The sequence below is a fragment of the Ideonella azotifigens genome, from assembly GCF_021043325.1.
Taxonomy (GTDB): Bacteria; Pseudomonadota; Gammaproteobacteria; order Burkholderiales; family Burkholderiaceae_C; genus Ideonella; species Ideonella azotifigens.
In genome coordinates this window covers 119,288-143,605 of the sequence record NZ_JAJNKD010000013.1, presented here as the reverse complement: position 1 = coordinate 143,605, position 24,318 = coordinate 119,288, and the positions used below count along the sequence as shown (strand labels likewise).

Below are 24,318 nucleotides of genomic sequence, written 5' to 3'. Positions count from 1 at the left end.
TGGCGGCGCGGATCTTGCGGCTTGCCCGCATGACCATCGCGTGCACGCCGCCCCGCTCGCCCATGCACCACTACGCGCGCAGTCGTGCCTGGTGCGAGTGGGAAGACTTTGCGCAGTGGCCAGCGCGGGCCCTGGCCATGCTGGCAGACCCTGGCGAGCAGGGCCGGTTGCCACCCTTCCATCTGCTGTCGCTGCCGGGCATCAGCGCAGCCGATCAACGTGACTGCGCAGACCAGTGGATGGCCGCGCGACTTGCAGCCAGTGCCGACGAGCGCGCTTTGCTGGCGCGGGAATTCGCCAGCACCGATCTGCTGGCAGCGCCCGGCCCTGGGCCTGCCACGCGCCGGCTGCGCATCGGCTACCTCTCCTGCGACTTTCACCAGCACGCCACCGCGCTGCTGATGGTGGAGATGCTGGAGGCGCACGACGCGGCCGATTTCGAGCTGCACGCCTACAGCCATGGCGCGGACGACGGGTTGGGCATGCGCCAGCGGCTGGCCAGATGCTTCGCGCAGTTCCACGACATCAGCGGCTTGGACGACCTGCAGGCCGCGCGCGCCATTCATGCCGACGGCATCGACATCCTGGTCGATCTCAAGGGCTACACCGCCGGGACCCGCACCGCGCTGCTGACCTACCGGCCGGCGCCGCTGCAGGTGAGCTTCCTGGGCTATCCAGGCACGCTGGGCGGCGGCTTTTGCGACTACCTGATCAGCGACCATTTCATCACCCCGCAGGACCGGGCAGGCGACTACAGCGAGGCACTGGCCTGCATGCCGCACAGCTACCAGCCGCACGGCCGCAGCATGGCGTTGCCGCCAGCGCCCAGCCGTGCCGCGGCCGGGCTGCCCGAGCAGGGACTGGTGCTGTGCTGCTTCAACCAGGCCTACAAGTTCACGCCGGCGATGTTCGACATCTGGTGCCAGCTGCTGGCCCAGGTGCCCGGCAGCGTGCTGTGGCTGCTGCACAGCGATCAGGCCGAGGGCAACCTGAGGCAGGAGGCGATGCAGCGCGGCATTGCGCCGCATCGCCTGGTGTTTGCCGAGGACCAGCCCCACGCGGCTCATCTGGCGAGGCTGCAACTGGCAGACCTGGCGCTGGACACCTCGCCGTACAACGCCCACACCACGGCCAGCGATGCGCTGTGGGCCGGCGTGCCGCTGGTGACCTGTGCGGGCGAGACCTTTGCCTCCCGCGTGGCGGGCAGCCTGCTGCGCGCAGTGGGCCTGCCGGAACTTGTCACGCATGACCTGGTGGCCTATGCCGCACTGGCCGCCTCGCTGGCGACCGACCCGGCCCGGCTGCGGGCCCTGCGCCTCAGGCTGGCGGCTCTGCGGGTGCATGCGCCACTGTTCGACGTGCCTGGCCATGCGCGCAGCCTGGAGACGCTCTACCGCGCCATGTGGGCTCGCCATCAGGCCGGGTTGCCGCCTGCAGCGCTGTCCCTCAGCTGAGCTTGGGGCAGCGGCGTGCCCAGGCCGCTCCAGAGTTGCCCCATGGTGAAAAAGCCCCATCCCTGATGCAATTCGCGCATCGGCATGAGCGACATGGTTCGCATACATTCAGTGCCTGTGCCAACTGAAGGGGTCCAGCGGGATGAGAGCCGATCGGCGCTGGTGGTGGCGAGGCGCTCCGGTCGTGCTGGGAGGGGAAGTCCTTCCGCTTGCCAGTGACTCCCCGGCCCGTCGCTTTCCCTGGCGGCGCAGCTACCTTCTCTCCCGCCTGGTGCTAGTGGTCCTGTCCGTGGTCGTGCCACTGACCGCGCTGCAGGTGGTGGGCCTGCTGCGCGACAAGCAGGCGGCAGAGGCCGAAGTCCATCGAAATCTGGAAGCCAGGGTGGCCATCGTGGCCGGGCGCCTGGAGGTGGTGCTGGGGCGTGCCGAGCAACTGCTGACCTTCCTGGCCTCGCGGGAGGAACTCAAGGCCATGAGTGCCAGCCGCTGTGTCGAGTTGCTGCGTGGCGGCGCCGACATCGGGCAGCCTTTCAACAACGTGCTGCTGGTCGACGCAGAAGGGCAGCTCGTCTGCGCGGCGGCAGGGGCGGCCGTCCCCGTCAGTTTTGCTGATCGCGAATGGTTCAAGCAGGGCATGGCGACCGATGGCTTCAACCTGGGCCGGCCCGTCATCGGTCGGCTCACCGGCAAGCAGGCGGCGGTGTTGACACTGCCGGTCCAGTCTCGCCTGGGAACCAAGGTTGGCATGCTCACGGCCTCGATCGACCTGCGTCAGCTGGCCGAGCTGCTGCCTCGGGGCGACCTGCCGGCGCAGGGCACGATTGCCATCGTGCAGTCCCGCGCAGTGTTCCTGGCGCGCAGCCCCGACCCGGACCTCTGGATCGGCCGCACCGTGTCACAGGACGTCCAGGACAAGCGCCGGAAGTCGCCCACCGGCATCATCGTGGCCACCGGGGCCGATGGCATTGAGCGCACCTACGCAACGGCCAACCTTGCGAAGTACGACCTGAGCGTGTGGGCGGGGACGCCGGCCTCGCTGCTGTATGCCAGCTCGAATCACGAGATCTTCTGGCGCGCCGCGACCGTCGGGCTCGTCACCTTGCTTGGCCTTCTGGCGGCCTTCATTGGGGCTCACAGGCTGGCATTGCCACTGCACAGCATGGCAGCGACCACCCGCGAGCTTGCAGCAGGGGGCTTAGGCATGCGGGCCGACGAAACCCTGCCCGGCGAGTTCGGTGAGGTGGCGGTGGAGTTCAACCGGCTGATGAACCGGCAGGAGGACAGCGCAGCGCAACTCCGGGTGTCCGAGCGGCGTGCGCTTCGGGTCAGCAAGCTGTACGAGGCGCTGTCGAGCATGAACCAGGCGATTGCACGCGGCCCGGAGCCGCAGGCCTTGTTCGAGGAGGTGTGCGGCATCTGCGTGCGCACGCGGCTGGCCGAGGTGGCGTGGATCGGTGAGGTGCGGGGCACAACGCAGGGTTGGGTGGTGGCGCCCGTCGCCTGGGTGGGCCGTGGCGAGGGCGGCACCGAGGGCTTGTTGATCACGCTCGATGCTGACTCGCAGGCGCAGGAAGGGCCGATCTCGACCGCACTGCGCCTGGGCCGCCCGACGATTGCGAATGACCTGGCGGGCGCCGAGGGTGGCGCCGGGTGGCACGAGTTCCGCAGGCGCCATGCGCTGAGCACGCTGATCGTGGTGCCCTTCATGTGCGACGGTGCGGTGGTCGGCGTGCTCGGGCTCGGCGTGGGCGGGGGCGACATCTTCGACGAGCCCCTGGTTGCGCTGCTGGAAAACATGATGCATGACATCACCCTCGCGCTCGACTCGCACAAGCGCAAGGCGGCGCGAGTGGCGCTGATGGACGCCGAAGCCGCCAATCAGGCCAAGACGGCATTCCTGTCGAGGATGAGCCATGAACTGCGCACGCCTCTGAATGCGATCCTCGGCTTCACGCAGTTGCTGCAACTGCACAGCCGCGAGGCGCTGGACGAGACGGCCCGCCAGCGGCTGGACAACGTGTTCCTGGCGGGCACGCAGCTCCGCGCGCTGATCGACGACGTGCTGGATGTGTCCAGGATCGAGGCCGGGCAGCTCTCGCTGCAAATGATGGAAACCGGATTGCAGCCCCTGCTCGACGGGGTGCTGAGGATGAGCGAGCCGCTGGCCGAGAAGACCGGCATTGCCTTGCAGGCAGCGTATGCGCACACGCCGGTGCTGTGCGTGAACACCGACCCGACGCGGTTGCGGCAGGTGCTGCTCAACCTGGTTTCGAATGGCATCAAGTACAGCAGGCCCGGCGGGCGCGTGATGCTGGAAGTTGACCAGCTGGACACGCAACTGCAGATCCGGGTGATCGACCACGGGATCGGCATGTCGCAGGACCAGATGGCCGGCCTGTTCCAGGCCTTCAATCGGCTGGGCCGGGAGAACACCCCCATCGAGGGCACCGGCATCGGGCTGAACCTCTCGCGTCAGCTGGTCGAGTTGTTGGGTGGCACGCTCACTGTTGCGAGCCAGGAAAACGCAGGCACGCAGGTGACGCTGCGCTTGCCCCATGGCGAGGGCGCTTCAGGCGCGGTGCGCATCGCTGATCTTGACCCCATGAGGGCTTCAGGCGGCCTGGCGCCCGGCAGCGGGCCCAAGGGGCGGGTGCTCTACATCGAAGACAACCCGGTCAATGCGATGCTCGTCGAGCAGTTGCTGGGCCACTGGCCGGAGGTTCAGGTCGTCATCGCCTCCACCGGCGCGCAGGGGCTGGCGCTGGCAGAGTGCCTGCGGCCCGACCTGATCCTGCTGGACATGCAGTTGCCGGACATGACGGGACTGGAGCTGCTGGCCAGGCTGCGGGCCCGGGACAGCACCGGCCATCTTCGGGTGATCGCCTTGTCGGCCAGCGCCATGGCGGCAGACATCGAGGCCGCCCGGCGCGCCGGCGCCGAAGCCTACTGGGCCAAGCCCATGGACTTTGGGGAGGTGTTGCAAGGGGTGGCCGCCCGGCTGAACGGGTGAGGGCCGCAGTCCAGCCGGGGCCCGCTAGCAGGCCGGCCTGCAACCAGCGGCGCTCAGCCTTGCTTGACGGTGCAGGTGTTGAAGCCCAGCGCGGTGTAGAGCGGGCACCAGCCCAGCGCGCCGGTTAGCAGCGGCACCACGCCCACCCAGCCCCAGACGCCGATCTGGCCGGTGAGCGAAAGGGCGATCAACACCAGTCCGAAGAGGATGCGCACAGCGCGATCCAGCGTGCCTTCATTGCGTGGCATGGGCAGTCTCCTGACACCGGCCGAGGGGCCGGCTTGTGATGCAAGTCTGCGCCGTGGTCCGGTGCCCGGCATTGACCTGGGTCAGTCCGGCCTTGCTCAGGCCGTGACCGGCGTGTCCAGCACTGCCTTCAGGTTGAGGGTGATGTTGGTCTTGGTCGCGTCCACGTAGGGGCAGATGCCTTTGGCGCGTTCCAGCAGGTTGTCGGCCGCCGCCTGGTCCAGCGGGCCGGCCATGTGCACCGTGAGCGTGAGCGCCATGCGGTAGGCCTCTTCGAATGTGATGTACATCGACAGCTCGGCCTCGACATAGCAGCCGCGTAGCGGCAAGTGGGCCTTCTTTGCGATGTGCCGCACCGACTGCTCGAAGCAGGCCGCGAAGGCGCCGGCGAAGAGTTGCTCCGGGTTGGGGCCGTCGCCCTTGCCGCCCATGCTGGCGGGCACGGCCAGCTTGAGTTTCACGCTGCCGTCGTCGCTCTGCACGGTGCCGCTGCGGCCGCCCTGGCTCAGCATCACGGCCTTGTAGACCAGCTCCATGGGAATCTCCAGTAAGCGTGTGGTTGGGGTCCGGGTTTCGAGCGCAGTCTTGGCGCTACTTCAGCTTGAGCAGCTTGTTGCGCTCGGCGGTGCTGAGGTGGCTGAAGTGGCCTTCGCGCGCCGCCTGGCGGCGGTTGGACATGCGGATGGCTTCGATCTTGCCGGCCGGCGCAATGCGTGAGACGGCGCGCTCCAACGTGGTGGCGCCGCAGTGCGGGCAGGTGGGCACGGTGCCAGCGCGCACCAGCACTTCGAACTCGGCCAGGCAGGCCGGGCAGTGGTAGTCGTAGAGCGGCATGCGCAAGCCTCCTGCGTCGCGGTCAGACGGGCCGGTTTTCGTAGACGTTGCGCACCGGGCCCATCAGCTTGAGCCCCTCCTCGAAGCTGAGCGTGGGGAAGCTTTGCGTGAAGCTGCTGGCCTTGTCCGCAATGGCGTCGACCTTGCCGGCGGTGTCCAGCCGCTTGAGTTCGGTCTTCTCCAGGTACAGCAGTTCCAGGGTCTCGTTGTAGACCGTGGCTTCGTCGATGGGCAGCACGTAGAACGTGGCGCCGCCGTACGCCACCTGGTAGCGCTTGGAGATGTCGATGTTGTCGCAGAACAGGAAGTACTTGCCATCGGGTGAGAGGGCGTCGCCCAGCACCTCGGCCAGCAATTGCAGGTACTCGAAGCTCAGCAGGAAGCCGGCCAGGAACCGCAGGTGCGGTTCGCCTTCGTGCGCCACGGCGATCACCTGTTCGCAGCTGATTTCGGGCGGGCGCGCTTCGTCGGCCATCTTGGCCTGGAACTTCAGCGCCAGGTCGCCGCGAAAGCCGATGCGGCCGGCTTGCCTGGTCGGGCCTTTGAGTACGCAATTGAGAAGGCGGCCTTCGGTCTCGAGGCGGCCGAGCACGGTCTGGGCAAGGGTGGTCATGGAAGCGGCTTTCGGTGGGGGTGGAAGGAAGAGGGCAGGACGGGCAGGTGGGTGGTGCCAGCCATGGAGGGAGGGCCGGCCGGATCCGGGGCCGGCTTGTTGCGAATGGCGCGGGCGACCTTGTCGAAGGCCGCGTCGAGTTCGGCCATCAGCGCGTGGTCCGCGCAGGTCTCGGCCAGTGCCTGGCGCATGCAGTTCATCCACGCATCGCTTGCGGCGTCGTCGACCTCGAAGCGCTGGTGGCGGCGGCGCAGCATGGGTGCGCCGTGCAGCGCGCTGTAGCGCTTCTCGCCGCCCATCCATTCCGTCAGGTAATCGACCAGCACGGCGCGCGTGGTCGTCAGGTCGGCCTCGTGCATGGCGCGGATGACGGCAGCTTCGGGCCGTGTGTCCATCGCCGCATAGAAGGCGTTCACCAGGCGCACGACGGCCTCGCGGCCGCCCAGCCGCAGCAGGTGCGAGGGGGCGGGCGGGGCGTTGGGAACAGATGCAGGAAGGGCTTGCATGGGCCCTTCTCTGCAACCCCCGTACCAGCGCGCCCGAGGCGGTGTTCGCATGCCGCTTTCTCCTCGCAGCGGACCCGCCGCTGCGACCCTCAGCGCGCATGCCTGCATGTTGCTGCGGCCTTGTCGCAAGCCCCCGATTTGTCGGTTTCCGGACAAAGGTCACCACCCCGCTTCAGTCCTGGTGGAATGGCACTTTTCCTTTGTAAAACAACGAGTTGTATCGCTTCAGAAGGGGTGGCACGCCCATTGCGATAAGCAGTTGGCGCGGACCCCATGTCAAGCACCGAGGGACCTTCATAAGAAGACCCACACAGGCACCGAAGGCTGCATTGAGATCGCGACGAACCCCTTGTGTCTCGTCTACCTCCTTCAATCCAACTGGAGCAACAAGCAATGTCCAAACTGCGGCAAATCGCCTTCTACGGCAAAGGCGGCATCGGCAAGTCCACCACCTCCCAGAACACCCTGGCCGCGCTGAGCGACCTGGGCCAGAAGATCCTCATCGTCGGCTGCGATCCCAAGGCCGACTCCACCCGTCTGATCCTGCACGCCAAGGCGCAGGACACCATCCTCTCGCTGGCCGCGGAAGCCGGTTCGGTGGAGGACCTGGAACTCGAAGACGTGATGAAGGTGGGCTACAAGGACATCCGTTGCGTCGAATCCGGTGGCCCGGAACCCGGTGTCGGCTGCGCTGGCCGCGGCGTGATCACCTCGATCAACTTCCTGGAAGAAAACGGCGCTTATGACGGCGTGGACTATGTGTCCTACGACGTGCTGGGCGACGTGGTCTGCGGCGGCTTCGCCATGCCGATCCGCGAGAACAAGGCGCAGGAAATCTACATCGTGATGTCCGGCGAGATGATGGCCATGTACGCGGCCAACAACATCTCCAAGGGCATCCTGAAGTACGCCAACAGCGGTGGCGTGCGCCTGGGCGGCCTGGTCTGCAACGAACGCCAGACCGACAAGGAGCTGGAGCTGGCCGACTCGCTGGCCAAGATGCTGGGCAGCCGGCTGATCCACTTCGTGCCGCGCGACAACATCGTGCAGCACGCAGAGCTTCGCCGCATGACAGTGCTGGAGTACGCGCCGGAATCCAAACAGGCACAGGAATACCGCACCCTGGCCGAGAAGATCCACAACAACGCCGGCAACGGCACCATCCCCACGCCCATCACGATGGACCAGCTGGAAGACCTGCTGATGGAGCACGGGATCATGAAGGCCGTGGACGAAAGCCAGGTTGGCAAGACCGCCGCTGAACTCGTCGCCTGACGGCACGCCCCGGAGCGGCGCCCACCGGTGCCGCTCCTCTCTCAGCTGACCCTCGCGCAGCACCCACGGAGCACACACCATGAGCATGACGGTTGAAGACCGCAAGGCCGCGAACAAGGCCTTGATCGATGAAGTCCTGAAGGCCTATCCGGAGAAGATGGCCAAGCGACGCGCCAAGCACCTCGGCCAGTTCGAGGAGGGCAAGCCCGACTGCGGCGTCAAGTCCAACATCAAGTCATTGCCAGGTGTGATGACGATCCGCGGCTGCGCCTATGCCGGCTCCAAGGGCGTGGTGTGGGGTCCCATCAAGGACATGATCCACATCTCGCACGGCCCGGTGGGCTGCGGCCAGTATTCGTGGGCTGCGCGCCGCAACTACTACATCGGCACCACCGGCATCGACACCTTCGTGACGATGCAGTTCACCTCCGACTTCCAGGAGAAGGACATCGTCTTCGGTGGCGACAAGAAGCTCGACAAGATCATCGACGAGATCCAGGTGCTGTTCCCGCTGAACAAGGGCATCTCGATCCAGAGCGAATGCCCGATCGGCTTGATCGGCGACGACATCGAGGCGGTCTCGAAGAAGAAGACCAAGGAATACGGCGGCCACACCATCGTACCGGTGCGCTGCGAAGGCTTCCGCGGCGTGAGCCAGTCGCTGGGCCACCACATTGCCAACGACGCGATCCGCGACTACGTCTTCGACAAGGCGGACCCGAACAAGCGGCCGGACTTCGTCTCCACGCCCTACGACGTGGCCATCATCGGCGACTACAACATTGGCGGCGACGCCTGGTCCAGCCGCATCCTGCTGGAGGAGATGGGCCTGCGTGTGATTGCGCAGTGGTCTGGCGACGGCACCATTGCCGAGCTGGAGAACACCCCGCGCGCCAAGCTCAACGTGCTGCATTGCTACCGCTCGATGAACTACATCAGCCGGCACATGGAAGAGAAGTACGGGGTGCCCTGGGTCGAGTACAACTTCTTCGGCCCGACCATGATCGAGAAGAGCCTGCGCGAGATCGCCGCTCACTTCGACGACACCATCAAGGCCAAGGCTGAAGAAGTCATCGCCAAGTACAAGGCGCTGACCGAGGCGGTGATCGCCAAGTACAAGCCGCGCCTGCAGGGCAAGAAGGTCATGCTGTTCGTGGGTGGCCTGCGGCCGCGCCACGTGATCGGCGCCTACGAGGACCTGGGCATGGAAGTGGTGGGCACAGGCTACGAGTTCGGCCACAACGACGACTACCAGCGCACCACCCACTACGTGAAGGACGGCACGCTGATCTATGACGACGTGACCGGCTACGAGTTCGAGAAGTTCGTCGAGAAGGTGCAGCCGGACCTGGTGGGTTCGGGCATCAAGGAAAAGTACGTGTTCCAGAAGATGGGCGTGCCCTTCCGCCAGATGCACAGCTGGGACTACTCCGGCCCGTACCACGGCTACGACGGCTTTGCCATCTTCGCCCGCGACATGGACATGGCGATTGCCAGCCCGGTGTGGGCACTGGCGAAAGCCCCGTGGAAGAACGCTGCTTGACCCACTTCCGTTCGCGCTGAGCCACCCTTCACCGTTCGCGCTGAGCCGCCCCTCACCGTTCGGGCTGAGCCTGTCGAAGCCTGTCCTGAGCCCGGTCGAAGGACCCTTCGACAGGCTCAGGGCGAACGGAACCCAATCACTGCCTCACCAGGAGTTCACCATGCCCCAGAACGCAGACAAGGTCATTGACCACGAGATGCTCTTCCGCGAGCCTGAGTACCAGGACATCTTCGCGCGCAAGAAAAACGAGTTCGAGTTCAACCATCCGGACGCCAAGATCGCCGAGATCCGCGACTGGACCAAGAGCGTCGAATACAAGGAAAAGAACTTCGCCCGCGAAGCGCTCACCGTCAACCCCGCCAAGGCCTGCCAGCCGCTGGGTGCGGTGTTCGTGGCCAACGGCTTCCACAAGACGCTGAGCTTCGTGCACGGCTCGCAAGGCTGCGTGGCCTACTACCGCTCGCACTTCAGCCGCCACTTCAAGGAACCCACGTCCTGCGTGTCGTCCTCGATGACGGAAGACGCGGCGGTGTTCGGCGGCCTGAACAACATGATCGACGGCCTGGCCAACACCTTCAACCTCTACAAGCCGGAGATGATCGCCGTCTCGACGACCTGCATGGCCGAGGTGATTGGCGACGACCTGAACGCCTTCATCAAGACCTCCAAGGAAAAGGGCAGCATCCCGGCAGAGTTCGACGTGCCGTTTGCCCACACCCCCGCCTTCGTCGGCAGCCACGTGACCGGCTACGACAACGCGCTGCTGGGCATCCTGCAGCATTTCTGGGACGGCAAGGCCGGCACCGCGCCGGCGCTGGAACGCCAGGCCGACGAGAGCATCAACTTCATTGGCGGCTTCGACGGCTTCGTCGTCGGCAACATGAAGGAAATCAAGCGCATCTTCGACCTGTTCGGCGCCGACTACAACGTGCTGTGCGACCCGTCGGAAACCTGGAACACGCCCACCGATGGCGAGTTCCGCATGTACGAAGGCGGCACCACCAAGGAGACGGTGATCCGCGCGCTGAACGCCAAGGCGACCATCGTCTTCCAGGAGTACAGCTGCGAGAAGACCATCAAGTACCTGCGCGAGAAGGGCCAGGAAGTGGTGGTGCTCAACAGCCCCATCGGCGTGGCCGGCACCGATGCCTTCGTGATGGCTTTGTCGCGCCTCATCGGCAAGCCGGTGCCCGCGCTGCTCGAGAAGGAGCGTGGCCAACTGGTGGACGCGATGGCCGACAGCCAGGCCCACCTGCACGGCAAGCGCTACGCGATGTACGGCGACCCGGACATGATGCTGGGCCTGACGCAGTTCCTGCTGGAGCTGGGCGCCGAGCCGGCGCATGTGCTGGCCACCAACGGCACCGACGCCTGGGCCGCCAAGGTGCAGAAGCTGTTCGACGCTTCGCCCTATGGCGCCGGTTGCAAGACCTACCCCAAGCGCGACCTCTGGCACCTGCGCTCGCTGCTGCACACCGAGCCGGTGGACTTCCTGATCGGCAACACCTACGGCAAGTACCTGGAGCGCGACACCGGCGTGCCGCTGATCCGCATGGTCTTCCCGATCTTCGACCGCCACCACTACCACCGCTATCCCATCTGGGGCTACGACGGCGCGCTGCGCACGCTGGTGATGTTCCTGGACGAGTTCTTCGAAACCCTGGACGCGAACACCATCGTCCCGGGCAAGACCGACTACAGCTACGACATCATCAGGTGAATGGTGCCCCTCGGTCGACGGGTACGTCGACCGATCCCCCGAGGGGATGCGGGCCGGCTTGGGGCGGCCCGGCGCTCGGCCCTTTGGGGATGGAGCACCCGGTCTCGCGCAGTCGCGAGGCCGATCTACTCCGTCGAGGTTTTCAGAATCGCGACACAGCTCCCCGTTCGGGCTGAGCCTGTCGAAGCCGGCGCGTATCTCGACGCAAGCACTTCGACGGGCTCAGTGCGAACGGATTCAAAACTGTTTCGATTGAGGGAACTCTCAAGGGCGTTCTTTCAGTCAAGGGGATGCAATGGCCGATTCCGCAGCGGTGTATGTCAAGCACCTTTCCGACGATCGCGTGGTCGAGGTGATCGGGCGGCATGTGTGCATTGCGGGGCAGCCCGAGGCGGACCACCTGGTGGTGCTGGACGAGCACCCGAACCGGCAGGCCATCCTGAAGGCGGTGCCGGGGGCCACGCATGTGGCGGGCCGGGTGCCGCTGACGCTGCCGCAGGCCTCTGTCGCACAGGCCGCGCTGCGGCGGGCGCACGAGACTTACGACGGCAGCCCGCGGGCGGTCAGCGAGCGGCTGCGCCAGGCGGTCTGGCAGAAGACCATGGCCGATGGCGCGGATTGACGAGCTGAAGCGGGAGCCCCGTCATGATCTACGTGGTTGAAGTGCCGCCTGAAGGTGGCCCGGGTCGCCCTCAGGCCTGGTTTGCCTTTGACGAGGCGGACCTGCTCAGCAAGGTGGCCAGCGGCGACGCGCGCGAAGACTTCGAGATCTGGGACAGCGCCAGCGCGCGCGAACTGCTGGCGCTGTTCGACGAGCTGCCCGAGGCCCCAGGTCTGGACCAGCGCCTGCCCGGCCTGCATGCGCTGGGGCAAGGGCAGGGCTGGGACACGCCGCTCTTCCGCGCGGACTACCTGCAGGCGCCCGGGCTCTACCAGGCCGAGCCGGTGCGCCTGGTCGATGCCTGCCGGGCTGCGCTGCGCGCCCGCGGCGGCGAGTGGCGTTTCTATGAAGGTGAAGCGCACGCGCTGATTGCCGTGGACAAGCCCGACGCGCTGTACGACCGCCCCGGCGGCTGGCGCGCACGCTGGGCCTTGCGCGAGCAGTTGATCGCCGTGGAGGCACTGGCCGATGACCTCTGACGCCGCACCGGCCCAGCCCGTCGTCCGGCTGGAAGACGACGACTTCAGGCTGCTGGGCCTGCCCCCGCGCCAGGCGCTGGACCTGGCCGAACTGGCGCGGCGCTGGAAGGCCTTGCAGGCCCAGGTGCATCCGGACCGCTTTGCCAGCGCCGGTGCGGCGGCGCAGCGGTTGGCCATGCAATGGGCCTTGCGCGTCAACGAGGCCTACCAGCGCCTGCGCCAGCCGCTGTCCCGCGCCGCCTACCTGTGCCAGCTGCATGGCGTGCCATTGGACGCCGAGCGCAACACCGCGATGCCGGTGGCCTTCCTGATGCAGCAGATGGCCTGGCGCGAAGCGCTGGAAGCCGCCACCACCGCGCAGGCGGTGGCCACGCTGGCCAGCGAGGTGCAGGCGCATCAGCGCGCCATGCTGGCCACGCTGGATCAGCTCATCGACCAGCGGCAGGACTGGCCGGCCGCCGCCGCCCAGGTGCGGGCATTGATGTTCGTGGCGCGCTTTTCCGAGGACTTGTGCGACCGGCAGGACCGGCTGGACGCTGCTTCAGTGCTGCCTTATTGAGGCTTTCCTTGTTCGAGACAGTTTTGAATCCGTTCGCACTGAGCCTGTCGAAGTGCCTGCGTCGAGGTACGCGCCGGCTTCGACAGGCTCAGCCCGAACGGGGGGCTGTATCACGAATTTTGAAAACATCAATAACTGCCAGGCGAGGCAGATGTCGGGCGGCTGCGCGCGCGGCTGGCTGCGCTGGCCCGCCTGCGGCGCCACCACAGCCACAGGCCGGTGCCGAACAGCAGGGCAGGCAGCAGGCCGAACACCGTCCACAGCAGCCGCGCGAGCAGCCCCAGGGCTTCGGCGCTGTGCAGCGGGAAGACCCAGTCCAGCAGCACATTGCCTGCCGGTGCGTGCAGAGGGTCCGACTGGCTCAGCACCCGGCCGCTGGCGTCCAGTCGCACGCGGGTGTTGCCGGTGTCCACCCGTGGCTCGCCGGCCTGCAGCAAGCGAAGCTCGATGGGCGCACCGGCCTTGGCCGGCAGGCTCAGGCGTGACCAGGTGGCGGCGGGAAAGCGGGCCTGCGCGCGCTGCACCAGCTCATCCAATGGCAGCGCTGGGCTGGGCGCAGATGGGCCTGTATCCTTGGCATCGACCGTCATCGGCTTTGCCTGCCGCGGCTGTGTAGGCAGCACCGCCGACACAACAGTTCGAGCGCTGTCGCTGAAGACCAGCATCGCGCCGGTCAGCGGCAGCAAGAGCAGCAGCGGCGCCAACCACAGGCCCAGCGCGCGGTGAGCATCGAACCACAGGCGCACGGCCGAGGCATCGGTCTTGATGCTCAGCGTGCGGCGCCAGGCCTCGCGGCTGCTGCGGCGCGGCCAGGCCAGCACCACGCCGCTGATCGCCAGCGCCAGCAGCAGCAGGCCACCGCTACCAATGATCAGGTGGCCGGTCTCGCCAGCCAGCAGCCGGCTGTGCAGTTCATAAAGCGCGGGGACTGCATGGGCGCGGTCCATCACCCAGGCGCCGCGGTCCCGCTGGCCCAGGTAGCGGCCGCAGGCCGGGTCCACGAAGTGTTCGCGGCGCAGGCCGGTGCGCGCATCTCGCGCTTCCCAGACCTGGTAGCTGGCGCCAGGGCGGCTGGGCGCCACGATGATGGCCGGGCGCACCTGCGGTGCTTCGCGGGCCAGCACGGCCAGCACTGTCGCCACCGGCTTGTCCGGCTGCATCGCGGTGCCGGCGCGGGCGCAGGCACTGGGCCCGAACCAGTGCGGGTTCAAGGCGGCATCCAGTTCCGCCTGCCAGACCATCACGCTGCCGGTGAGGCCCATCATCGCCATCAACAGGCCGGCCAGCAGGCCCACCCAGCGATGGCCCCATGTCCACCATTTCCTCATCAGAACTGCCGCTTCCAGCTCACGGTGAAGGTCCGGCCGCGACCTGCGTAGTAGTCGTCATTGCCGCCGGAGTAATTGGCCTGGCCGTAGTAAGTGAAGTATTGGCGGTTCAGCAGGTTCTCGACGCCCAGGCCCAGATCGCCCCAACGCGAATGCCAGCTGGTGGCCAGGTCCAGCACGGTGTAGCCGCTGAAGTGTTCGGCCAGGCTGGTGGTGCCGGAGAGCTTGTCTTCATTGGCATTGCGCGGCCGGAAGTGCGAAACGGTGAGGCGGCTGCTCCAGTCCGGTGCGAAGTCCCATTGGCCGGCCATCACCAGCTTGTCCGGCCCTTGCGAGCGGGCCCCGAGATCCAGGTCCAGCGGCTGGCCGGCTGCGGCGGCGGTGCGGCCGCGGGTGAGGGCGTAGCTGGCGTCCAGCTTCAGCGTGGGCAGCACGCGCCACTGGCCGCTGAACTCGAAGCCCTTGACCTGGATGGGCACCCGCTGCACGGTGCCGATGCCGTTGCTCACCACCAGCTGGCTGCCCAGCGAGGAGCGCGAGTCGTAGACCGAAGCGCTGAAGCTCGCACCGGCGCCGCGCCAGGCCAGGCCCAGCTCGCGGTTGTAGGTCACGATGGGCTGCAGGTCCACCAGGCTGTCCACCGACTGGCCTGCCGTCTTGATGGCCCGCAGGATCAGGCCCACGTCCGGCATGCCGAAGCCTTCGTTGTACGAGACGAAGCTGGACCAGCCGCTGTCGCCAAAGCGCCAGACGCCGCCCAGGCTCTTGACCAGCTTGGCCGAGTCGCGCGTGCCGCCCTGCACCTCGCGGTTGCCGTAGAAAGCCAGTGTGGTGTAGCTGTCCACGTTCAGGTGACTGTTTTCGTGTCGCAGGCCAGCGCGCAGCGTCAGGTCGTTCCAGGTGTATTCCAGCTGGGTGAAGGGCGCCAGGCTGCGGTACTTGAGCGGCGGCACCCAGGTGCGGCCTGTCATGGTCAGCGTCTGCGACGAGGTGTCGTGCAGCAGGTCCACGCCACCGGTGAATTCCAGGCCGTGCAGGCCGAAGTCCGGCCGCACCCAGCTGCTGCGCAGGCCCCATTTGTCGGCGTCGATCTGGCTCTGGTCCACCAGCGTGCCGGTGGGGGCGAGGCTGGCGTCCTGGAAGGTGGTGATCACGCCACCGGTGTAGCGGGCGCTGAAGGTCTGCTTGAACAACTGCACCGAGGCCACGCCACCGGCGAGATCGCTGTCGCTCCATTCCAGGCTGGTCGAGCGCACCTGGTTGCGCGGCGCCTGCCAGTCCAGCGTGCCGTGTTGGGCCGAGGTGGGCAGGCCGGTGGCGCGGTCGCCGTCCACATCCACCCAGTCGTCAAACCCATCCGCGTGGAACTGGTTGAGCATCAGCTGGAAGCGCTGCGTGCCCACCTGCTGGCCCAGCTTCAGGTAGGCATCCCTGGCCTCGTGCAGCGACTCGGTGGCCAGGTAGCGGCCGTCGCCGTCCACGCCGATGTCCTGCTCGCGCTTGCCCAGGTAGAGCAGCACGTCGTAAGGGTTCTCGCCTTCGCTCAGGTGCTCCAGCATGTAGCCGGCTTTCCAGCCCTGGCTGTTGCTGTGGCCCTGGGTGCTGTATTTCAGCTCCACCGTCTGGTGGGTGCCGGGCGTTTGTGGCGTGCGGGTGATGGTGTTGACGATGCCGCCGGTGGCGCCCATACCCTGCACCGCCGAAGCGCCGCTGACCACCTCGATGCGCTGCACGATCATCGGGTCGGCGAAATAGCCTTCGCGGCCCCCCAGGCGCAGCGGGTTGGTCTGCGGAATGCCGTCCAGCAGCAGCAGGGCATTGCGCCCGCGCAGGCCCTCGCCGAAGTTGCTCAGCTTCTGGCGCGAAGGCGCATAGCCCGGCACCTGGACGGCCAGCAGCGCGCTCGGGTCTTCGCTGACCAGGCCCTGGGCCTCGATCTCGCTGCGGCCGATCACGCTGACCGCGCCGGGGATCTTCTCCACCGCCTTGCCACCCCGGGTGGCGGTGACCACCACCTGCTCAGGCGTCGGGGGCGGGGTGACCGCTGGCGCATCGCCAGCCGTTTGGGCCTGGGCGCCCAGGCTCATCAGTGTGGCAGCAAGGGTGGTCAGCGCCAGGTGCGGCGCAGCGAAGGCGGTGGAACGATGGGGCATGAAGTGAGAAGGCGACTACGGGAAAACCATGAATTATATTGAGAATGCTTCTTAATTGCATGATTTCGCCGACTTGCTCCCGAAGGTCGCCCCAAGCTCGCCCGACCTCGCGAGCCCCGGGCGGAACTCAGCGCGGGCCGGCGTGACAGTCGCGCCAGACCACCGCTTCGCCCACCTTCGCGAAGAGGGTTGGCAAGGCCACGAAGGCCTTGGCATGCACGTCGTGGAACAGCATCACGCCGTGGCGCTTGATCAGCATCAGTGTGACCATGCGGTCCGTCACGTCCGCTGCCGTGACACGCGCATTCCAGTCCTGCGAGTCCAGGTTCCACAGCGCCACCTGCAGGCCTTGTTCGGTGAAGAACGCGCCGCTGTCTGCCGTGCGCTGGCCGTAGGGTGGGCGGAACCAGGGCATGACCTGGTCCTTGCCGAAGCTGGCCTGCAGCAGCGCCTGCGTACGGCGCACCGAGTCCTGCCAGCCGTCCCAGCGTGCATGCGACTGATGCTCCCAGCCGTGCGAGGCCACGCACTGGCCCTGGTAGGCCTGCGCGAGCGCCGGCGCGCCCAGCTTGCTGGCGCGGGCCTGCAGGTTGCCGCCCAGCATGAAGAACACCGCGTTGCGCTGCTGCGCCGCCAGCATGCGCAGCGTCTCGTCGGTGCTGCCGCCGGGCGGCGTCGGGCCGTCGTCGAAGCTCAGCAGGAACTGGCCGTCGGGCAGGGTGTCGCCGGTCCATTCGTTGTCGCCGAAACGGTCGATCTCGCTGCTGATCTTGGGGAAGAGGGCGGCCAGCCGCATCTGCTCGCCCAGGTAGGCGCGTGAGAAGGCGGCCAGGTTGGCCCGCCAGGCGGCCGACGCGCTTGGCACACGCGCCTGCCATTCGATGGCCGCGCTGGAGAAATCCTGGGGTGAAGGCGGCAAGGTGGCCTGGCAGGTCCAGTCTTTGTTGGCGCTGCCTTCGGCACACTTGGCTGCAGCCGCCCGGTAGTTGGCCGTCGCCTGCTCAAGCTCGCGTTGCAACCACTTGTCTGTCGACGCGCGGTTGACGCTCTTGATCGAAAACGCGGCCATCATGTCGGCGTCCGAAAGCTTGCGCATTTCGCCCAGCACGCCCACGTAGACCAGGATCGCGGCGCGCGAGGCCTTGTCGTAGCCGGCGCGCTGGTCGATCGCCTCCGGCCACAGCGAGAGGTCCGCCTTTGCCACGACCGCCGGGCCGACGGACGCGCTGGGGGCCGCGTGCGCCGGGGCCGGCAGCAGCACGGCGGCAGCCCAGGCCGCGGTGATGGCGGCCAAGGCCACGCAAGCCGCTGCCAGTTCGCGATGCCGGCTCATTGCGCGCCTTTCTGCTGCATGCGCAGCATGGCCTTGTCGTAGCTGGCGTTCGGGGACTCGGCCTTGGCCTCGCGGTATTCGCGCAGCGCATCGCTCCATTGGCCGGCGTCCTCGTAGATCTTGCCGTTGTTGTAGTGCGAGCTGGCGCGCACCTTGGCGGCCGTGGGCCCGTTGGCCAGCGCAATGGCCTTGCGATTGGCCCACATGGCTTCGGCCACGCGGCCGGCTTTCTGGAAGGCCAGCCCCAGGTTGCTCCAGGCCTGGCCGAAGTTGCCGTCCAGCTCGATGGCCGCCTGGTACAGCCGGATCGCCTCGTCCAGGTTGCCGGCATGGTAAGCAGCTTCACCTTGCGCGTTCAGCGGGCGGGCATCGGCCTGGCTGGCGGCGCTGTAGCTTACCGCTGCGGCAGTTTGGCTCACGGTTTCCTGCAAGCCTGCAAGCTCCAGCCGGTCCTGGCTTTGCACGTACTTGATCGTGTTCAGGTCCTGGAATTCACCCGCCTCGGTCACCGCGAACACCGACCACAGGTTGCCCACCCGCTGCGGTGGCACGTAGTAGGTCTTCACCAGCGTTTGCCCCACGTAGACAAAGACCTTCGCGCCGCTCATGGACAGGCGCGCCGACTGCGGATCGGTGCGGTCCGAGAAGTTGTGCACCGCGTAAACGTAGCGTTCGCCCACGTGCTTGCGCGAGAGCGTGATGGTCTCGGGGCCGAAGCCTTGGGTGTTGTCCACGTCCAGCATGGCGTCCGTCCCGCGCATGTGGCTGAAGTAGACATGGTTGCCAGGGTAGACCACGTGCGAATCCAGGTCGCGCGGCTCGGCGCCCCAGTTCAGCACGATGCGCATGCCGTCCAGGTTGTTCATCACCGGGCTGATCGCGTAGGTCGTGCCTGCGCATGGGCACTTCACGACCAGGTTGGAGTAACCGGGCTTCTTGACGATCAGCAGCGCGTTGGTGTCGTCGGCGAAAGCGGTCGGCAGCGAGACCTGGCCCTGCGCGTTGGTGCTGCCGCTGGCCGACTGCTCGCCGTTCTTCTGCAGCGTGACCGACGCGCCCTCGATATGCTGGTCGCGCACCGTGGCGCTGAGGATCTGCACGTCAACGTTGGTGGCCAGCGCCGATGCGCAGGGCATGGCCAGCGTGGCTGCAATAAGGGCGGTGGAGACGGCAGAGAGACGGTGGAACATGGCTTGTCCGGGTGGTTGGGATGGCTTCAATGTAGAAGCGCAAACGCCCTTCACAGCGGAGGCTTTGCCGCCACCACGCGGCCTCTTTGTTCCGCCGCCCGGAGTTTTTCTTCCGCCCTTTTCCTCCGTTTTCTCGGTGTCCGTGTCAGGGCGCCAGCAACACCACTTCCTGCCCCGCGTTGACGGCGCCGCCCTCGCGGCAAGCCACGCGCCACACCTGCCCGGCGCAGGGTGCCACCACCGCGAACTCCATCTTCATGGACTCGACGATGACCAGCGTGTCGCCTTCGGCCACGCTGTCGCCTTCGTTGACCAGCACGCGCCAGACGCTGCCGGGCACTTGCGGGTGCACGGCGCGGGTGCCGAGGGGGCGTGGGCCGTCGTCGCTCGGCGTGTCGGCCTCGGGCTCGCCGACGTATTCGGCCTGGCCGGCCTCGCGCCAGCGTTCTCGCTCGGCATCGAAGGCGGTTTGCTGGTGGGTTTTGTGGGCGACGATTTCGTTGGCGTGTTCGACCAGCAGCGCGCGGTGGTCCTTCAGGCGGAAGGTCCCTTCTTCGATGCGCAGCCGCAGCCGGCCGGCGGGGAAGTCACGGCGCATCTGCAGCAGCTCGGCCTCGCTGACCGGATAGAAGCGGATCTGGTCGAAGAAGCGCAGCAGCCAGGGCTTGCCGGCTTCGAATTCCAGCGCACCGCTGCGCGCATCGCGCCAGCGGTTCCACATCTGCACCGTGCGGCCGACGAACTGGTAGCCGCCGGGGCCTTCCATGCCATACACGCAGAGGTAGGCGCCGCCAATGCCCACGGCGTTTTCCGGCGTCCAGGTGCGGGCCGGGTTGTACTTGGTGGTGACCAGGCGGTGGCGCGGGTCCACCGGCGTGGCCACCGGCGCGCCCAGGTACACGTCACCCAGGCCCATCACCAGGTAGCGCGCGTCGAACACGGTGCGGTGGACGGCTTCGATGTCCGCCAGGCCGTTGATGCGGCGGATGAACTCGATGTTGCTGGGGCACCAGGGCGCGTCCGGCCGCACGGACTGCATGTACTTCTCGATGGCCAGCTTCGTTGCCGGATCGTCCCAGGACAGCGGCAGCCAGACGGTGCGCGAGGGCACTTCGAAATCGCCGCTGAGCGGCAGCGCGTGGTCCGTGGCCAGCAGCAGTTGCAGCAGGGCCTTGCGGCTCAGGCGCGTCGGGTCGTGGTGCACCTGCAGCGAGCGGATGCCGGGCGTCAGGTCGATGATGCCGGGCAACTCGCCCGCATCGCGCCTGGCCTGCAGTGCCATCATCAGCGCATGCACGCGCATGCGCAGTTCCAGGTCCAGCACCTGCGGGCCGTATTCGACCAGCAGGTAGCGGTCGCCCGCCTGGCGCACCACCATTTCGGGCAGCTCGCCTTCGGCCGGGTCGCGCAACAAGACCGGGCTGTGAAGGGCCGTGACCTGGTCGGCTGGCGTGCCATCGGGCAGCTGGGGCCATGGCGCGTCCAGCGACTCGACCAGCGCGTCCTCGGCGGCTTGAAGTGCCGCAGCCTGTTCGGCATTCAGGCATCGGAATCGGATCGTGTCGCCTGGCCGCAGCTGGCCCAGCTTCCAGCGCTCGGCCGCCACGACCACGGCCGGGCAGACGAAGCCGCCCAGGCTGGGCCCGTCCGGCCCGAGGATGACCGGCATGTCGCCGGTGAAGTCGATCGCGCCGATGGCGTAGGCGTTGTCGTGCAGGTTGGAGGGATGCAGCCCGGCTTCACCGCCATCGGGCCGCGCCCATTCGGGCTTCGGGCCGATCAGGCGCACCCCCGTGCGGCTGGAGTTGTAGTGCACCTGCCAATCGGCGCCGAAGAAGGCTGCGATGTCGGCAGGCGTGAAGAAGTCCGGCGCGCCATGCGGGCCGTAGAGCACGCCGATGTCCCAGTGCTGCGCATAGGCAGGCGGCCGAACAGCGCCCCCAGGGCCGGGTCGCACCCGACCCGCCCCCCCAGGGGGACAAGGAAACTTGGGGCGGCCTGGCGTTTCCTTGAGGGCCGTGCCGGTTGGCGGCAGGCTCGTGTCGTCCGCGATGTGCAGGAGGTCGCCCGTGCGCAGCGTGCGCCCGCCGTGGCCGCCGAACTGGCCCAGCGTGAAGGTGCTGCGGCTGCCGAGGTACTGCGGCAGGTCCAGCCCGCCGCGCAGCGCCAGGTAGGCACGGGCGCCGGCGCCTTGCACCGCGCCCAGCCGCAGCACGTTGCCGGCGCGCACTGCGTGGCTCCGCCAGGGCGCCAGCGGCGCGCCATCCAAGGTGGCGCCCATGTCGGCGCCGGTCAGTGCGATCACCGCGTCTGCATGGAAGCGCAGCGCCGGGCCGGCGAGGGTGCATTCGAGCGCCGCGGCGTCGCTGGCATTGCCCACCAGCCGGTTGGCCAGGCGCATTGCCAGGCTGTCCATCGGGCCCGAAGGCGGCACGCCCACGGCCCACAAGCCTTGCCGGCCCGGCCAGTCCTGCACGCTGGTCTGCACGCCGGCTTCCAGCACTTCGATGGCGCGCGGCGCCCAGCTGAACTGGCCCAGCGTGGCCGTGATGACGCGGCCTTCGCGAAAGGTCTCGCTGGCCACCACCGCGCGCAGGTAGCGCAGGTTGGTCTCGATGCCGGCCAGGCGCGTGGCGTCCAGCGCTTCGGCCAGCTTGGCCACGGCCTCCTCGCGCGTGGCGGCGGTGACGATCAGCTTGGCCAGCATCGGGTCGTAGCTCGGCGGCACTTCGGTACCGGCTTCGACCCAGCCGTCCACCCGCACGTCGTCTGGCCAGACCACTTCGGTGAGCAGCCCTGCGCAGGGCTGGAAATGGCGCGCCGGGTCTTCGGCGTACAGCCGCACCTGGATGGACGCGCCTTGCGGCGCGGGGGCGACCAGCGGGAAGGCCTCGCCGCGCGCGAGCTTCACCATCCATGCCACCAGGTCCACGCCGGTGACCTGCTCGGTCACGCCATGCTCCACCTGCAGCCGGGTGTTGACCTCCAGGAAGTAGAAGGCGCCGCTGGCCGCGTCCAGTACGAATTCCACGGTGCCTGCGGAGCGGTAGTGCACGGCTTCGCCGAGTCGCAGTGCTGCGGCCTGCAGCGCCTGGCGTGTCTCGTCCGCCAAGTGCGGGGCCGGGGTTTCCTCGATGACTTTCTGGTTGCGCCGCTGGGCCGAACAGTCGCGCTCGCCCAGTGCCACCACCTTGCCCTGCCCGTCGCCAAACAGTTGCACCTCGATGTGCCGTGCCTGCTCGACGAACTTCTCCAGGAACAGCCCCGCGTCCTTGAAATTGGCCCGCGCCAGGCGGGACACTGCCTCCCAGGCGGCCGCGAGTTCGGCTTCGTCGCGCACCAGCCGCATGCCGATGCCGCCGCCCCCCGCAGTGCTCTTGAGCATCACCGGGTAGCCGATGCGCGCCGCCTCTCGCTGCGCCTCGGCGGCGTCCGCCAGCAGCCCGCTGCCGGGCAGCAACGGCACGCCATGCACCAGCGCCAGTTCGCGTGCGCTGTGCTTGAGGCCGAAGGCGCGCATCTGCGCTGGCGTGGGGCCGATGAAGGCGAAGCCGGCGGCCTCGCAGGCTTCGGCAAAGCCGGGGTTCTCGGACAGGAAGCCGTAGCCGGGATGGATGGCACCGGCGCCGGTGTCGCGTGCGGCAGCGAGGATGCGCTCGGCATTCAGGTAACTTTGTGCCGCCGGTGCCGGGCCGATGCAGACGGCCTGGTCGGCCATGGCGACATGGCGCGCATCTGCGTCCGCTTCGGAGTAGACCGCCACGGCCTTCAGGCCCAGCGCATGCAGCGTGCGGATGATGCGGCAGGCAATGGCGCCGCGGTTGGCGATGAGGACTGTATTGAAAGACATGGTCTGCAAGGCTTGGGCGGGTCGTCCCGCCGGTCTTGGGCAGCCGGGCTCAGGTCGTCCTGAAGGCTGTGAAGGGCTTCAGGACCAGACGAGCACCTGGGCCGGTGTCGGGTCGTAGCCATTGCAGGGGTTGTTCAGCTGCGGGCAGTTGGAGATGAGCAACCACAGGTCGATCTCGGCGCGCAGCTCCACGTACTTGCCCGGGGCGGACACACCGTCGTCGAACTTCAGCCCGCCTTCGGGGGTGACCGGCACGTTCATGAAGAAGTTGATGTTGGGCGCCAGGTCGCGCTTGCCCAGGCCGATGTCGGCCGCCAGCAGGGCGCTGAGGAAGTTGTCGCGGCAGGCGTGCATGTGGCGCTTGCCGAGGGCGTAGCGCACCTGGTTGCTCTCGGTGGAGCAGGCGCCGCCCAGGGTGTCGTGGCGGCCGCAGGTGTCGGCCACGATGGTGGCCATCTTGCGGCCGGTGTTGCTCATCAGCACCGAGCCGGTGGTCAGGTAGATGCCGCCCTGGGCCAGCATGGTGTTGGTGGCGCTGTAGCGCTCGCCCAGCGGTGCCTGGGCGTAGAAGAGGGCGTCGATGGCCTGGTTGCCTTCGAGGTCGATCAGGCGCAGCGTCTGGCCGGCCTTGATGGACAGAAGGCAGGGCTCGCCGGCCGGCACGGTGTGGTCGTGCAGTGCGTCGGCCGGGTCCAGCAGGCTTTCTTGAATGCGGAATGCGGTGGCTTGGCTCATGGCGGACCTCAGAGGTACAGCAATTCGGTGTTGTGCAGCGCGCGGGCGTTTTCCGGGCGGAAGCTGCGGCAGAAGTCGTCCGCCTGTGCGGTACCGGAATGCCAGGCGGCCAGGCCGATGCGGCCGGGCGTGTAGACGGGCGCCGGGTCCAGCGGATGCGGTGCGCTGCTGTAGGCGACCAGCAGGTCCATCTCGCAGCGCAGCTCCAGCGCGCTGCCGGGCTTGGCGTGGCGCTCGGCGAACTGGAAGCGGCCTTCGAGGTCCACCTGCACCTTGCTGAAGGCATTCACCGGGGCGATCAGGTCGCGCGGCGCGAGGCCGAACTTGGCCAGCTCGACCTGCAGGCCCTCGCGGCCGGCGCGGGCCATCGCATTGCGGTGCGTGGCGTAGCGCTGGGCCGGGTATTTGGCGACGAGCAGGGTTTCGTCCAGCAGCGCGCCCAGCGGGTCGTGCCAGCCCAGCGTGTCCTCGGTGATCGAAGCCATCGCCCGGCCCATGTCGCTCATCAGCACATGGCCGCGGGTGAGGTGCGCGGTGTGCTGGGCCTTGAGTGTGTCGGGCATGTTGTAGCGCTCGAGCAGGTCGGCTGCTGCGTACAGCACCAGGCTGAAATTCGCCGAGGCGTCCAGCGCGACCATGCGCAGCGAGCTGCCGCGGCGCAGCAGGCGCGCGCCGTGGCAGCCGCCGGGCACGATGTCGGACCAGATCACCGTATCCGCCGGCAGCGTGGGCGCGAACTCGCGCCACAGCGCGGGCGTGTCCACCGGCGCGCTGGCCGGCGGGTTGTCCAGGGTGTGGACCAAGGTTTTCATGTGGGGTGGTCTCCAAA

At 67.6% G+C, this 24,318-nt stretch carries 20 protein-coding genes; 8 read left to right on the top strand and 12 right to left on the bottom strand.

Going from position 1 to position 24,318, the window contains the following annotated elements; all coding sequences use genetic code 11:
• The first annotated feature begins 29 nt into the window (after positions 1 to 29).
• Together LRH25_RS23370 and LRH25_RS23365 are read left to right on the top strand one after the other, a co-directional pair.
• On the top strand, positions 30 to 1,454 hold the full coding sequence (locus LRH25_RS23370; RefSeq protein ID WP_231012410.1) for an O-linked N-acetylglucosamine transferase, SPINDLY family protein: 1,425 nt from the start codon (positions 30 to 32) through the stop codon (positions 1,452 to 1,454).
• A 271-nt stretch (positions 1,455 to 1,725) separates the two neighbouring features.
• Positions 1,726 to 4,464: an ATP-binding protein gene (locus tag LRH25_RS23365; RefSeq protein WP_170200761.1), complete on the top strand. Its 2,739-nt coding sequence runs from the start codon at positions 1,726 to 1,728 to the stop codon at positions 4,462 to 4,464.
• A 53-nt stretch (positions 4,465 to 4,517) separates the two neighbouring features.
• Here LRH25_RS23365 and LRH25_RS23360 read toward each other — a convergent pair whose 3' ends face one another.
• The 5 genes from LRH25_RS23360 to LRH25_RS23340 form a co-directional block, all read right to left on the bottom strand.
• Positions 4,518 to 4,712, bottom strand: a complete 195-nt coding sequence (locus LRH25_RS23360; protein ID WP_141285895.1) for a YgaP family membrane protein — start codon at positions 4,710 to 4,712, stop codon at positions 4,518 to 4,520.
• Positions 4,713 to 4,808: 96 nt separating this feature from the next.
• Positions 4,809 to 5,246: an Ohr family peroxiredoxin gene (locus LRH25_RS23355; protein ID WP_141285897.1), complete on the bottom strand. Its 438-nt coding sequence runs from the start codon at positions 5,244 to 5,246 to the stop codon at positions 4,809 to 4,811.
• Positions 5,247 to 5,301: 55 nt separating this feature from the next.
• The gene (locus tag LRH25_RS23350; protein WP_141285899.1) at positions 5,302 to 5,544 is read right to left on the bottom strand and encodes an FmdB family zinc ribbon protein; all 243 of its coding nucleotides are present in this window, start codon (positions 5,542 to 5,544) and stop codon (positions 5,302 to 5,304) included.
• A 22-nt stretch (positions 5,545 to 5,566) separates the two neighbouring features.
• The gene (locus LRH25_RS23345; RefSeq protein WP_141285901.1) at positions 5,567 to 6,157 is read right to left on the bottom strand and encodes a hypothetical protein; all 591 of its coding nucleotides are present in this window, start codon (positions 6,155 to 6,157) and stop codon (positions 5,567 to 5,569) included.
• Positions 6,154 to 6,663: a group II truncated hemoglobin gene (locus tag LRH25_RS23340; protein ID WP_141285903.1), complete on the bottom strand. Its 510-nt coding sequence runs from the start codon at positions 6,661 to 6,663 to the stop codon at positions 6,154 to 6,156. Before LRH25_RS23340 ends, LRH25_RS23345 begins: the two co-directional genes overlap by 4 nt.
• A gap of 393 nt (positions 6,664 to 7,056) precedes the next feature.
• On the opposite strand from LRH25_RS23340, the gene nifH reads away from it, so the two are divergent.
• The 6 genes from nifH (at position 7,057) to hscB (ending at position 12,900) form a co-directional block, all read left to right on the top strand.
• A complete protein-coding gene (gene nifH, locus LRH25_RS23335) occupies positions 7,057 to 7,938 on the top strand; it encodes a nitrogenase iron protein (RefSeq protein ID WP_141285904.1) in 882 nt (293 codons plus the stop codon).
• Positions 7,939 to 8,017: 79 nt separating this feature from the next.
• The gene (gene nifD / locus LRH25_RS23330; protein ID WP_141285906.1) at positions 8,018 to 9,481 is read left to right on the top strand and encodes a nitrogenase molybdenum-iron protein alpha chain; all 1,464 of its coding nucleotides are present in this window, start codon (positions 8,018 to 8,020) and stop codon (positions 9,479 to 9,481) included.
• A 160-nt stretch (positions 9,482 to 9,641) separates the two neighbouring features.
• On the top strand, positions 9,642 to 11,201 hold the full coding sequence (gene nifK, locus LRH25_RS23325; protein ID WP_141285908.1) for a nitrogenase molybdenum-iron protein subunit beta: 1,560 nt from the start codon (positions 9,642 to 9,644) through the stop codon (positions 11,199 to 11,201).
• Between the two features lie 295 nt (positions 11,202 to 11,496).
• Positions 11,497 to 11,823: a hypothetical protein gene (locus tag LRH25_RS23320; protein ID WP_141285910.1), complete on the top strand. Its 327-nt coding sequence runs from the start codon at positions 11,497 to 11,499 to the stop codon at positions 11,821 to 11,823.
• Between the two features lie 23 nt (positions 11,824 to 11,846).
• Positions 11,847 to 12,341, top strand: a complete 495-nt coding sequence (locus LRH25_RS23315; protein ID WP_231012408.1) for a hypothetical protein — start codon at positions 11,847 to 11,849, stop codon at positions 12,339 to 12,341.
• Positions 12,331 to 12,900 (top strand): Fe-S protein assembly co-chaperone HscB, encoded by a 570-nt coding sequence (gene hscB / locus LRH25_RS23310; protein ID WP_231012407.1) that lies wholly within the window; start codon positions 12,331 to 12,333, stop codon positions 12,898 to 12,900. Before LRH25_RS23315 ends, hscB begins: the two co-directional genes overlap by 11 nt.
• Positions 12,901 to 13,028: 128 nt before the next feature.
• Here the strand turns inward: hscB and LRH25_RS23305 are convergent, their stop codons facing one another.
• The 7 genes from LRH25_RS23305 to LRH25_RS23275 form a co-directional block, all read right to left on the bottom strand.
• Positions 13,029 to 14,228 (bottom strand): PepSY-associated TM helix domain-containing protein, encoded by a 1,200-nt coding sequence (locus LRH25_RS23305; RefSeq protein ID WP_231012406.1) that lies wholly within the window; start codon positions 14,226 to 14,228, stop codon positions 13,029 to 13,031.
• Complete coding sequence (locus LRH25_RS23300; protein ID WP_231012404.1) at positions 14,228 to 16,381, bottom strand: TonB-dependent receptor; 2,154 nt, start codon at positions 16,379 to 16,381, stop codon at positions 14,228 to 14,230. The genes LRH25_RS23305 and LRH25_RS23300 overlap by 1 nt, the downstream gene beginning before the upstream one ends.
• Positions 16,382 to 16,508: 127 nt before the next feature.
• The gene (locus tag LRH25_RS23295; RefSeq protein WP_231012401.1) at positions 16,509 to 17,714 is read right to left on the bottom strand and encodes a polysaccharide deacetylase family protein; all 1,206 of its coding nucleotides are present in this window, start codon (positions 17,712 to 17,714) and stop codon (positions 16,509 to 16,511) included.
• Positions 17,711 to 18,904, bottom strand: coding sequence for a tetratricopeptide repeat protein (locus LRH25_RS23290; RefSeq protein ID WP_141290409.1), 1,194 nt, complete (start codon positions 18,902 to 18,904; stop codon positions 17,711 to 17,713). The genes LRH25_RS23295 and LRH25_RS23290 overlap by 4 nt, the downstream gene beginning before the upstream one ends.
• A 145-nt stretch (positions 18,905 to 19,049) precedes the next feature.
• A complete protein-coding gene (gene uca / locus LRH25_RS23285) occupies positions 19,050 to 22,754 on the bottom strand; it encodes an urea carboxylase (protein WP_231012400.1) in 3,705 nt (1,234 codons plus the stop codon).
• A gap of 78 nt (positions 22,755 to 22,832) precedes the next feature.
• Complete coding sequence (locus LRH25_RS23280; protein WP_141290330.1) at positions 22,833 to 23,489, bottom strand: urea amidolyase associated protein UAAP2; 657 nt, start codon at positions 23,487 to 23,489, stop codon at positions 22,833 to 22,835.
• Positions 23,490 to 23,497: 8 nt separating this feature from the next.
• The gene (locus LRH25_RS23275) at positions 23,498 to 24,301 is read right to left on the bottom strand and encodes an urea amidolyase associated protein UAAP1 (protein WP_141290329.1); all 804 of its coding nucleotides are present in this window, start codon (positions 24,299 to 24,301) and stop codon (positions 23,498 to 23,500) included.
• Between the last annotated feature and the right edge of the window lie 17 nt (positions 24,302 to 24,318).

What these genes read in the sequence shown, in the direction of transcription:
- LRH25_RS23370 (WP_231012410.1), top strand. Translation starts at nt 30, where the DNA reads ATGACCATCGCGTGCACGCCGCCCCGCTCGCCCATGCACCACTACGCG.
- LRH25_RS23360 (WP_141285895.1), bottom strand. Translation starts at nt 4,712, where the DNA reads ATGCCACGCAATGAAGGCACGCTGGATCGCGCTGTGCGCATCCTCTTC.
- LRH25_RS23355 (WP_141285897.1), bottom strand. Translation starts at nt 5,246, where the DNA reads ATGGAGCTGGTCTACAAGGCCGTGATGCTGAGCCAGGGCGGCCGCAGC.
- LRH25_RS23350 (WP_141285899.1), bottom strand. Translation starts at nt 5,544, where the DNA reads ATGCCGCTCTACGACTACCACTGCCCGGCCTGCCTGGCCGAGTTCGAA.
- LRH25_RS23345 (WP_141285901.1), bottom strand. Translation starts at nt 6,157, where the DNA reads ATGACCACCCTTGCCCAGACCGTGCTCGGCCGCCTCGAGACCGAAGGC.
- LRH25_RS23340 (WP_141285903.1), bottom strand. Translation starts at nt 6,663, where the DNA reads ATGCAAGCCCTTCCTGCATCTGTTCCCAACGCCCCGCCCGCCCCCTCG.
- nifH (WP_141285904.1), top strand. Translation starts at nt 7,057, where the DNA reads ATGTCCAAACTGCGGCAAATCGCCTTCTACGGCAAAGGCGGCATCGGC.
- nifD (WP_141285906.1), top strand. Translation starts at nt 8,018, where the DNA reads ATGAGCATGACGGTTGAAGACCGCAAGGCCGCGAACAAGGCCTTGATC.
- nifK (WP_141285908.1), top strand. Translation starts at nt 9,642, where the DNA reads ATGCCCCAGAACGCAGACAAGGTCATTGACCACGAGATGCTCTTCCGC.
- LRH25_RS23320 (WP_141285910.1), top strand. Translation starts at nt 11,497, where the DNA reads ATGGCCGATTCCGCAGCGGTGTATGTCAAGCACCTTTCCGACGATCGC.
- LRH25_RS23315 (WP_231012408.1), top strand. Translation starts at nt 11,847, where the DNA reads ATGATCTACGTGGTTGAAGTGCCGCCTGAAGGTGGCCCGGGTCGCCCT.
- hscB (WP_231012407.1), top strand. Translation starts at nt 12,331, where the DNA reads ATGACCTCTGACGCCGCACCGGCCCAGCCCGTCGTCCGGCTGGAAGAC.
- LRH25_RS23305 (WP_231012406.1), bottom strand. Translation starts at nt 14,228, where the DNA reads ATGAGGAAATGGTGGACATGGGGCCATCGCTGGGTGGGCCTGCTGGCC.
- LRH25_RS23300 (WP_231012404.1), bottom strand. Translation starts at nt 16,381, where the DNA reads ATGCCCCATCGTTCCACCGCCTTCGCTGCGCCGCACCTGGCGCTGACC.
- LRH25_RS23295 (WP_231012401.1), bottom strand. Translation starts at nt 17,714, where the DNA reads ATGAGCCGGCATCGCGAACTGGCAGCGGCTTGCGTGGCCTTGGCCGCC.
- LRH25_RS23290 (WP_141290409.1), bottom strand. Translation starts at nt 18,904, where the DNA reads ATGTTCCACCGTCTCTCTGCCGTCTCCACCGCCCTTATTGCAGCCACG.
- uca (WP_231012400.1), bottom strand. Translation starts at nt 22,754, where the DNA reads ATGTCTTTCAATACAGTCCTCATCGCCAACCGCGGCGCCATTGCCTGC.
- LRH25_RS23280 (WP_141290330.1), bottom strand. Translation starts at nt 23,489, where the DNA reads ATGAGCCAAGCCACCGCATTCCGCATTCAAGAAAGCCTGCTGGACCCG.
- LRH25_RS23275 (WP_141290329.1), bottom strand. Translation starts at nt 24,301, where the DNA reads ATGAAAACCTTGGTCCACACCCTGGACAACCCGCCGGCCAGCGCGCCG.